Consider the following 8,686-nt stretch of genomic DNA (forward strand, 5'->3'; position numbering starts at 1 on the left):
GGTCAGGACTTGGGTCATGGTTCTATTGTAACCTCGCATTCCTCCCGGCACTGACCCTACGGGTACAGTGCGGGGCTCCTGCGATTTCTAGCTGACTCTATAGAAAAGAAGATGGGAATTTCATGAATGCTAGAAAGGGATCCCCCGCTCGCTGCGACTTCACAGCCCCCAGGCCCTAAACAAAAAAAGACTGGCAGTGTGAGGTCTACCAGTCTGAGTCAGTTCCCTGTGAGTGAGCTGATGCCGTCGTTGCCAACGTCTTCAACCCGATTCCCAGTTTGTGTTGCTTTTTGCCATTTCGAAGTGATTCAGATCACTTGAAACTTGAGGAGCCCGCAGCTTTGGCGAGCACTCCTGTCCTGATTTCTTCGTACAGGGATCCCCCATCCCCACCCCTATGAACCCTGAGGCGACAAAGGGAGCATCTCAAAACAAAGGCAACTGCTCCTCTTCTGCTGAGGCAGGGCTTGAAGCTCCCGGCTCCTCCCAGTTGGGATCCCAGTCCTGCAAGGGATCCGCATATTCCTCCAACAACTGACGGGCGGCGGCCAGCAAATCGTTGTGCAAGGGGGCCAGATCGCTGCGGTTGGCCAAATACTGCTCCAGAGCCGTCAGGGGCTCAAGTCGGTTGGGATCCAAGCCCGGCAGACGGATGCGGCTGGGGCTGACCACTTCTGGGGCGATGGTGTAGCTAAAAGCAGGGGCAAGAGCGTTGTGCAGAGCCCGCTCATCAATGCACTCTAGCTGGTCGGGCCGTATGCGGTAGATCAACCGCAGGATGGAGCCGGCCACGGGGGCCTTGGCGATGGCAGCCAGCAGCTTGGACTGCGCCTGCTGGGGTGGATCTGCGCTCAGATCCAGGCGAATGGTGTGAAAGGTACGGGTTGGCAGGGGCAAAAATTCATAGCTGGCCCCCGTAGGGGTGACTTCCACCAGCACACAGCCTTTTTCCTCTTTTTCTTCGCCAAAATCCACCCGCTCAATGCTGCCGGGATAGAGCATCAAGGGATCCCGACACAGCACCTGGTGACGGTGGACATGCCCCAAGGCAACATATTGATAGGCAGGCCGAGCCAGCAGCGAAAGGGGCACCGTAAATCCTCTGCCCACCGAAAGATGGCGTTCTGCTCCGTAGCGGGCTGTCTCCACCATGACGTGAGCCAACAAAATCGCCGGGATCCCTGGCTGCAGGGTGCGGATCTCCCCTTCTAGGGCTAGGCGGAGGCGCTGCAGGAGCTGATGCGCGAGGATTTCCCCTTCAAGCGCCAAGCTTTCCTGTTGGGCGAGTAGAGCAGAGCGACTCAGCCAAGGTAAAGTGGTCACCTGCACCGGGCCACCGCGAGTTTCGATCCGATGAGTTTCCAGTCTGTCCCCCACAATAAAGCCTGAGACCCCCAAAGCGCGGTAGATAGCCAGGCTGTTGCCTCCCTGTCCCTGCCCGTACTGATCGTGGTTGCCCACCAACAGGACGGTTGGGATCCCTGCATCGGCCAGGCGGCGAAACTGTTGGGCAAAAAGCTCTTGATGGAGAGGGGGGGGTGTCGCATCGGGGAAAGCATCGCCCCCAAACAACACCAGATCCACCGCTTGGTTGAGAGCATGGTCAATGCACAAGCGCAAAGAAGCTACAAAATCTTCCAAACGGGTATTCAGGCCGGTGGCCGGGTTAATGTGGCCGTAGGCAAGGCCACTGCCCAGATGAATGTCGGAAAGATGTAGCAACCTTACCATCTTGGGCGCTCTTGGAGACTTTGCAGCTCTCCCATCTGTTGGGATAAACCTTGCCGTTCGCGTTAGCGGGACGGAGTCCTTTGGTTGTCCAGAATGGCAAACCCAGGGTTGAACAATCTTTGCTTAGGCTTGGCGGCGGGGCCTGGCTCGATCCAAACGCAGAGGCCGGCCCATGAATTCCTGCCCGTTCGCGCTCTCGATGGCTTCGTCCTCCTCAGCTTCGGTTGCCAGATCCACAAACGCGAAGCCTCGTGTCTGCCCGGTTTCTCGGTCTATCGGGATTGTAACCGACTTAACGTTCCACCTCTGCTGGAAGAAAGCTTTTAGTTCTTCTGTTGAGGCTTTATAGTTCAGGTTTCCCACAAAAATGGTCATGGCAATTCAAGCAAGGTAAGTCACCAATCAGCAAGGGTGGCAACAAAGCTCCAGAGTACTTCACTTCTATCATGGAGCCTTGCTAAGTCGCACAACGTGAAAGGATGTAAAGGGATCCCTGCCGGAAAATCTTCCCCCTTCCCCATCCAAAATGCACCTTTGTCCAACTTGACGGGCCTGTACTTTTCTGCCACTGGGTTGAGGTTCTCTGCCCTCGCCTCGGCCAAGCTCCCTTCCGGCACGTCGAGATCCGGCATCTTGTCACGTTGTTGCGATTTGTTAAGATATGTATTATCCTGCTTGCACTACCTGGCCAGATCTGCGCTGTTGGAACTCTTTGCAGACCTCTCTACCTGAGCACTCTGAGGTGATAATGATGGATGAAACGCTAGAGCTCTCTTTGGAGCAGCAATTTCGCCAGCGGGCTTTCGAGACCTTGGTTTCTCGCATGAGCCCCGAGCAGGCCAAAGACATTTTGGTCAAACTGCACAAGCAAATGCTGTTGCAGGAGGCCACTTACCGCCAACTGCTGCGTCATTCCCTCAGCGCCTGATGCACGCCCTTTCGCTTCCCACCTGGTGGATTCACATTGCCAGCGTCTTGGAGTGGATCGCTGCTATTGTGCTCGTGTGGCAATTTGGGGAGCGGGTGGGCCGGCCCGAGTGGCGAAGTTTGAGCTGGGCGATGCTGCCCGCTTTGTCGGGGGCAATGTGCGCGATCACCTGGCACTGGTTTGACAACGACCCCAAGTTAGACTGGGTGGTCACTGCACAGGCCAGCTTCACCTTGCTGGGCAACTGTACCCTGGCTTGGGCTGCCTACCGCATTTGGCGAGCTGAAAGGGTGGATGAGCCTGCACAGAAGGGGGATCCCGACTAGGCGATGAACAGTTTATTTGCCCTCTCTCTGTTCCCTTACTTGGTCTTTTTATTCTTTCTGTCGCGGCTGCGCCGGATCCCACGTTTGGCTTTGGTTGGATTTTGGCTGTTGTTGCTTTTTGTGGCCGTCAGCATCCCGGCAGGGCTGTACGCTCAGATGCACTACGGCACTTCCCTGGCCAATGTGGATCCCTTGCATGGAGGGGCAGAGGCTTTTCTCACCCTCTCCAATATTTTGGTGGCCTTGGGCTTTAAGCAGGGAATTGACCAACAGGCCCAACGACTTCCAGAGGCTGGCGACGGCAACCCTGAACCATGATCATCCCAAACAAGCCTCTACCCCCTCTCCAAAGGGAGAGGAGAGCTAGGCAACAATGGTTTCAGCACAACCAGGACTGAATGTAGAATGGGGATCCAGACCCGATACCTGCTGTTTATTCTGAAGAGATCTGCCGGATGGTGGCTACCCTTTCTGTTGCCGTTCCCAAAGTGAAGCTGAAGCATCCGCCCCTGCGCATTTATCGCATGGGGGACAAGGTGCTGCGGCAGCCGGCCAAGCGCATCAGCCAGGTCAACGACGAGATCCGCCAGCTTGCCCGGGACATGCTGCAGACCATGTACAGCTTTGATGGGATTGGTCTGGCGGCTCCGCAGGTTGGCATTCCCAAGCGCATGATTGTGGTGGATCTTTATCCCGATAAGCCGGAGGTGCCACCGCTGGTGCTGATCAACCCGGAGATCCGGGAGTACATTGGCGAGGCCGTTGCCGGGCAGGAGGGTTGTCTAAGCATTCCGGGGGTGTTTTGCGAGGTCGTGCGCCCAGAAGGGATTGTGGTTTCGTTTAAGGATGAAACGGGGCGGCCCCGCACCCTTCGAGCGGACGATTTGCTGGCGCGGGTGATCCAGCACGAAATCGACCACCTCAACGGCGTGTTGTTTGTGGATCACGTGGAAAACGAGCTGGTGCTGGATCAAGAGCTGCGCAAACACGGCTTCCAGATGCAGGATGTGCAACGCAAAGGCAAGCCCTCTGCTGTTCCCCGTTGAAGCCTTTCCAGACCGGTCCGGACGACTGTCGGTTTGGTTTAGTGTTGCAAGCGCTGGGCCAAGAGCTGCTCTTCCAGAGCGGCAATGCGGTTGTAGGCAGCGGTTAACTGGGCACTCAGGCGCTGTATTTGGGCTTCGGGGGCCAGCTCATGCCCCATGCTGCGGTTGCTCACCACGGTGGGTTCATCATCCAGCAGGAAGTTGTGGCTGCCATCTTCCACCAAGTCTGAGATTAGAACGCTGTAACGGGAGGGGGCGGGGGTGTTTTTTTTGGCTTCCTGGGTAGCCAGGAGAACAGCCACCACCTGCTCGGGCATCCGCTCGATGGCAGCTTTTAGCTCCTGTATTTGCGACTCCAGACGCTCAAGGTAGTGCTGCACTGCTTCGCTCATAGCTGCCCCAGCTTTCGACTACCTTCATTGAAAAAGGCAAATTTCGGATCCCCCCTTCTTCCCCCAGATCATTTAACGATTGCTTCCGGGAGGTGTTCCCCGAAACTCCTGGGTTCTCTCACAAGCCACAATTGAGGTGTGCATTTTCCGGAGATTTTGGTTTTCCGGTCATCCATTTCCGAAGCAAAAAGCTGTGCAGATGCAGGATGCTGTTCAGGGATCCCGACCGCGGGGCTACACCTTGCCCGTTTTCGCCGTTGCCTCGGCCAGGGCTGCTCTTCACCACCTTCTGGGGATCCCTTTGGAGAAGGAAGGGGGGCGCTTGGCGATTGCGGTGCAGGCTGAGCCCCGGTCCCTTGAGGCTCGGATCCACATCCCGGTGGAGCAGGTAGCTGCCTTGGAGAAGACAACAGCTCTGGCCATTACCCGCTCGGATCCCGGCCCCCACCTGGATCTCACCCGCGACACACCGGTCTGGGCTTGGGTGAGGTTGGAGGAGAGGGATCCCGAGGATCCCCCCTTGATCTTGGAAGCCGGGGAAGGGCTGGGGCGACGCACCGATGGCAGCCCGGCCATTTATGCCTATGCCCGCCGTTTGTTTGAGATCAATCTTTTGCCCGGGATCCCCCCCGATTGCCGGTTGCGGGTTCGCATTATCTTGCCTGAAGGAAAGCTGCTGGCGGAGCGCACCTCCAATGCCGCTTTTGGGGTGCTGGAAGGGCTGGCCCTGTTGGGAACGCGGGCGGAGGTGGAGCCTTCCTCAAGTGTTGAGAGCTTAGAGCAAGCCCGCCAAGAGCTGCAACAAAAGTTGGAGCGGCACAAGCATTTGATCTTTTGCGTGGGCAGCCATGGGCAGCAGGTGGCGCTGGGGCAAGGGATCCCGGAAGACCAGATCCTGCGAGTAGCCAATTGGATAGGGCCGTTGCTGGTGGAAGCGGCGCTGCGGGGGGCGGAGTCCATTCATTTGATCGGCTACCACGGCAAGCTGATCAAGCTGGCAGGGGGGATCTTCACCACTTCCAGCCACGTGGCCGATGCCCGCTTGGAAATTCTGGCGGCAGCCCTGATCCGGCGTGGGGGAACGGCAGAACAGGCACGGCAAGTGCTGGAGTTGCGGACAGTAGAGGCAGCGGTGCACCATCTGGATGGCCTTGGCTGGGCAGCACCCGTGATGCAGGAGTTGGCTCGCCAAATCCTGGAGCGAGCCACAGGCTATGTGCAAAAGTATGCCGGTCGATCCCTGCTGTTGGCGGTGACGTTGTTCGACCGACAGGGGCAAATCTGCGCCCAGGCTGGGATCCCATAATGAGGTCATTTCGATTGAGACGAGGACATTGCAATCCCCCCGGATCCTCAACCATTTTTCTCCCGAAGTGTCTTAAGCGCTCCGTGCCGCCAAAGGCAACCACCCCCGGCTCCTCTCCCTTTAGTCCGTGCTCCAAAAGTCAATCCCTCTGCTCGAAACCCGCTGAGCAACGGTGGATCCCGGCCAAGACCACATAGGAGAGCGTTACGGCTGAGGAAGCAGATCCACTTTCCCAGCCACTGCCAATCAGACTCAGGTTGGCACTAGGATCCCACACCTAGTTCCCGGAGATGTTGACACTATCCACCCGCCAGCGAGTGGCCGAGCCGGAAGCTGTACCAGAAGAGCGATAGCGGAAGGCAATGTAAACACGGTTGGAAGGCTGGATCCCAGCCAGAGAAATCGGGCCGGAGTCGACGAAGCTGCCCGTAGAGAGAGTGGGAATCGTCAGAGCAGTCCAAGTGGCTGCATTCACTGCCGCTGGAGTGCCTGCACCGCTGTAGTTGGTGGAGTAAAGAACGCTTAGTTGTTGCGAAGGAGGAAGGCCGTTATCGCTAAAAGAACTCTGATTGCAGAAGGTCAGAACTGGGTTGCTGACGGAAGCCAGGTTCAGAGGAGGAGTGATCAGCCAGTCATTACCCGGTTGCTGACCGTTGAAAGCGTTGGCCTCGGCAAGGGAGTTGACACAACCCCAGGAACGACTGGTGTCGCCGTCCACATCCACAATCTGCCAGCCGGCTGGAGCAGGGTTGCAGTTATCAAAGCCTTCAGTCAAAGGCAGGTTAACGGAAGGAGGAGTTGGTGTCGGTGTGGGCGTCGGCGTCGGTGTTGGGGCCGGAGTCAGGTTCAAGCCAACGAGCACCGGATCGTGGTCGGAAGAGCGGAAGGGATCGCTGGCGTAGAAGAGGCTCTGCTGAGAGGGACTCTTGAAGCTCAGGGTGTAGTCCAAGCTCACGGGCTCATCAGCGTTGATGTGCCACTTAGCTGAGCCTGTAACTTGGGGTCTCAGACTGCTGTTGGCCAGGGCATGATCCAGAGATCCCCACTGTCCTTGGAAGCTAAAGGAGTAGCTGTTGGAGCCATTGAGGTTGATGAACCCGCCCGCCTCCAGAGTTTTGATCGGATCCTCCATAGCGTAGGAGTTGAGATCCCCCATAATCAACACATCCGGATCGGTGGAGCCAGTTGGATTGGTGGCGAGCCAGCTCAAGAGTTGCTGAGCGGCCCGGGTGCGGTTGCCGTTGCAATTGCCTTGGAAGGGATCGTTGTCAATAGGATCGCAGGGAGAAACCTTGGACTTGAAGTGGTTGACCACAACAGTGAAGGTGGCGTTGTTGCTCCGCTGCCGGAAGGTTACAGCCAGAGGAGGACGATGGAAGCGTCCGGGGCCTTGGGTGAATTCCCCTGTGTCCAGGAAGGCCGGGTTAGTGCCGGGGGCAATTTCAACCGTAGCTGGCTTGTAGATAAAGCCGTTGGTGATGGCATCGCCGCCCAGGTTGGGCACTCCAACATTCACAAAGGCGTAGGTTCCTGCCCCCATGACCTGGTTGAGCCCGTTCACCAAATCCTGAATGGAACTATTCGAACCGTATCCATCGTTTTCTAACTCGTTGAGGCCTACGATATCGGCATCCATGCGGCGAATAGCCTCGATGAGCTTATCCCGCTGGCGGGTGAACTCGGTGGCGTTGCTGGCTCCCCGACAGGAGGAGTTATTGGGGAAGCAGGCGTTGCCGAAGGTGTTGAAGTAGTTGAACAGGTTAAAGCTAGCTACCCTCAGGGAGCCCCCTACTGAGGGTGGGTTTTGCGGGCGAGGGTTGGTGGCTGTAAACCTGGGCAAGTTGTTGGGATCATTGGGGTGGATACGGTAGTCGATGGTCGCATCCACATCGCCACTGACATTCCGGCCTCGCAACTGGGTCATGATCCCGGTGATGTTGCTGACGCGATCGCCGCCGCGCACAGTGTTAGCCGCGCTCAGGCCACCCGGAGTGGGGTAGATAACCGGATCTGGGTTTTGGGTGAGCAGCCGGTCATCAATGCGAATCCGCTTTCGGTCGTTTTCCGCTTGAATGGCAGCTGCCTGGCTGGGAGCCGCAATTTGCGTAGGAGTGAACAACCGCTCTGTGGCCACACTCAGCTCCCCGTGGCGTCCCAGCAAGAAGGAGTCGGTTACAAACAGGGGCTGATTTCCAAATGTGACCAGCATTCCTTCCAGAGCTTCCCTTTGCTCCGCAGTCAGCGGTAGAGAGATCTGCACTGGGGCCGGCAACGGATTGTCAGAGCTACAGACAGTAAAGCTGGTGACGTTGGAGAGCTGGGTTTGCTGGCGGAACTCAGCAACCGTTCCGGTCACCTGAACCCTATCCCCAAGCCTGACGTTATTAGCTGTGCCACTGAAAACGAAGATGCCATCTGATGTGGCGGGATTCCCGTCACCATCATCTTGTAGGTAGTAGCCCTGGAGATAGGTTTGGCCAGCCACCCCCTCATTTTCAAAGTCTCCTACTACGATTCCAGAAACCGTGACTGTTTGGTTCACCAGGGGGGAAGTGAAGCCAGTGCCCTGGACAGTGCCAACTGGGATCAGGTTGGCGTTGGGATCACAGCCTCCCGGCGTGGGCGTCGGTGTTGGCGTGGCTGTGGGTGTTGAAGTCGGGGTCGGTGTGGGCACAGGTGTAAGTATTGGCAAAAGAGTTCTTCTGGAGCCGCGCCCTTGCAGAGAAACCAAAAGCACCAAACCAAAAACTAGCACCGCAATTGATTGGGCAACACGACGCGAAGTAACCCTAGACCACATCTGCTTCACTCCTCCCGAAACTTCAAAGGATCCCGTATTTTTACCGTCTGTATGGATACCATCTTCAGCTAGAAATCGCAGGAGCCCCGCACTGTACCCGTAGGGTCAGTGTCGGGAGGAATGCGGAAGTTATGATAGAACCATGACCCAAGTCCTG

At 57.1% G+C, this 8,686-nt stretch carries 9 protein-coding genes; 5 read left to right on the forward strand and 4 right to left on the reverse strand.

Annotated features, from left to right (window positions below):
* Positions 1-426 precede the first annotated feature (426 nt).
* Both ACVWXW_RS14005 and ACVWXW_RS14010 read right to left on the reverse strand, forming a co-directional pair.
* On the reverse strand, positions 427-1,731 hold the full coding sequence (locus tag ACVWXW_RS14005; RefSeq protein ID WP_457404320.1) for a metallophosphoesterase family protein: 1,305 nt from the start codon (positions 1,729-1,731) through the stop codon (positions 427-429).
* A gap of 123 nt (positions 1,732-1,854) precedes the next feature.
* Entirely contained in the window at positions 1,855-2,106 is a 252-nt protein-coding gene (locus ACVWXW_RS14010; protein WP_011434316.1) for an RNA recognition motif domain-containing protein, read from the reverse strand.
* A 376-nt stretch (positions 2,107-2,482) separates the two neighbouring features.
* On the opposite strand from ACVWXW_RS14010, the gene ACVWXW_RS14015 reads away from it, so the two are divergent.
* The 4 genes from ACVWXW_RS14015 (at position 2,483) to def (ending at position 4,031) form a co-directional block, all read left to right on the forward strand.
* Positions 2,483-2,659, forward strand: a complete 177-nt coding sequence (locus ACVWXW_RS14015; RefSeq protein WP_041437678.1) for an NblA/ycf18 family protein — start codon at positions 2,483-2,485, stop codon at positions 2,657-2,659.
* Entirely contained in the window at positions 2,659-2,985 is a 327-nt protein-coding gene (locus ACVWXW_RS14020; protein WP_457394957.1) for a DUF2499 domain-containing protein, read from the forward strand. Before ACVWXW_RS14015 ends, ACVWXW_RS14020 begins: the two co-directional genes overlap by 1 nt.
* Before the next feature lie 3 nt (positions 2,986-2,988).
* Positions 2,989-3,303 carry a DUF3593 domain-containing protein gene (locus ACVWXW_RS14025; protein WP_011434312.1) on the forward strand — a complete coding sequence of 105 codons (315 nt, stop codon included), beginning with the start codon at positions 2,989-2,991 and terminating at the stop codon, positions 3,301-3,303.
* Positions 3,304-3,440: 137 nt separating this feature from the next.
* Entirely contained in the window at positions 3,441-4,031 is a 591-nt protein-coding gene (gene def / locus ACVWXW_RS14030; protein ID WP_414388951.1) for a peptide deformylase, read from the forward strand.
* 38 nt (positions 4,032-4,069) lie between these two features.
* Here def and ACVWXW_RS14035 read toward each other — a convergent pair whose 3' ends face one another.
* Positions 4,070-4,423 carry a hypothetical protein gene (locus ACVWXW_RS14035; protein WP_414350209.1) on the reverse strand — a complete coding sequence of 118 codons (354 nt, stop codon included), beginning with the start codon at positions 4,421-4,423 and terminating at the stop codon, positions 4,070-4,072.
* Between the two features lie 199 nt (positions 4,424-4,622).
* On the opposite strand from ACVWXW_RS14035, the gene cbiD reads away from it, so the two are divergent.
* The gene (gene cbiD, locus ACVWXW_RS14040; protein WP_457404321.1) at positions 4,623-5,729 is read left to right on the forward strand and encodes a cobalt-precorrin-5B (C(1))-methyltransferase CbiD; all 1,107 of its coding nucleotides are present in this window, start codon (positions 4,623-4,625) and stop codon (positions 5,727-5,729) included.
* 277 nt (positions 5,730-6,006) lie between these two features.
* Here cbiD and ACVWXW_RS14045 read toward each other — a convergent pair whose 3' ends face one another.
* Positions 6,007-8,529, reverse strand: coding sequence for an ExeM/NucH family extracellular endonuclease (locus ACVWXW_RS14045; RefSeq protein WP_457404322.1), 2,523 nt, complete (start codon positions 8,527-8,529; stop codon positions 6,007-6,009).
* Between the last annotated feature and the right edge of the window lie 157 nt (positions 8,530-8,686).

It is taken from the genome of Thermostichus sp. MS-CIW-30, assembly GCF_054058015.1.

Bases quoted from the DNA above. Each gene is read 5' to 3' on its own strand.
- ACVWXW_RS14005 (WP_457404320.1), bottom strand. From the start codon at position 1,731: ATGGTAAGGTTGCTACATCTTTCCGACATTCATCTGGGCAGTGGCCTT.
- ACVWXW_RS14010 (WP_011434316.1), bottom strand. From the start codon at position 2,106: ATGACCATTTTTGTGGGAAACCTGAACTATAAAGCCTCAACAGAAGAA.
- ACVWXW_RS14015 (WP_041437678.1), top strand. From the start codon at position 2,483: ATGGATGAAACGCTAGAGCTCTCTTTGGAGCAGCAATTTCGCCAGCGG.
- ACVWXW_RS14020 (WP_457394957.1), top strand. From the start codon at position 2,659: ATGCACGCCCTTTCGCTTCCCACCTGGTGGATTCACATTGCCAGCGTC.
- ACVWXW_RS14025 (WP_011434312.1), top strand. From the start codon at position 2,989: ATGAACAGTTTATTTGCCCTCTCTCTGTTCCCTTACTTGGTCTTTTTA.
- def (WP_414388951.1), top strand. From the start codon at position 3,441: ATGGTGGCTACCCTTTCTGTTGCCGTTCCCAAAGTGAAGCTGAAGCAT.
- ACVWXW_RS14035 (WP_414350209.1), bottom strand. From the start codon at position 4,423: ATGAGCGAAGCAGTGCAGCACTACCTTGAGCGTCTGGAGTCGCAAATA.
- cbiD (WP_457404321.1), top strand. From the start codon at position 4,623: ATGCAGGATGCTGTTCAGGGATCCCGACCGCGGGGCTACACCTTGCCC.
- ACVWXW_RS14045 (WP_457404322.1), bottom strand. From the start codon at position 8,529: ATGTGGTCTAGGGTTACTTCGCGTCGTGTTGCCCAATCAATTGCGGTG.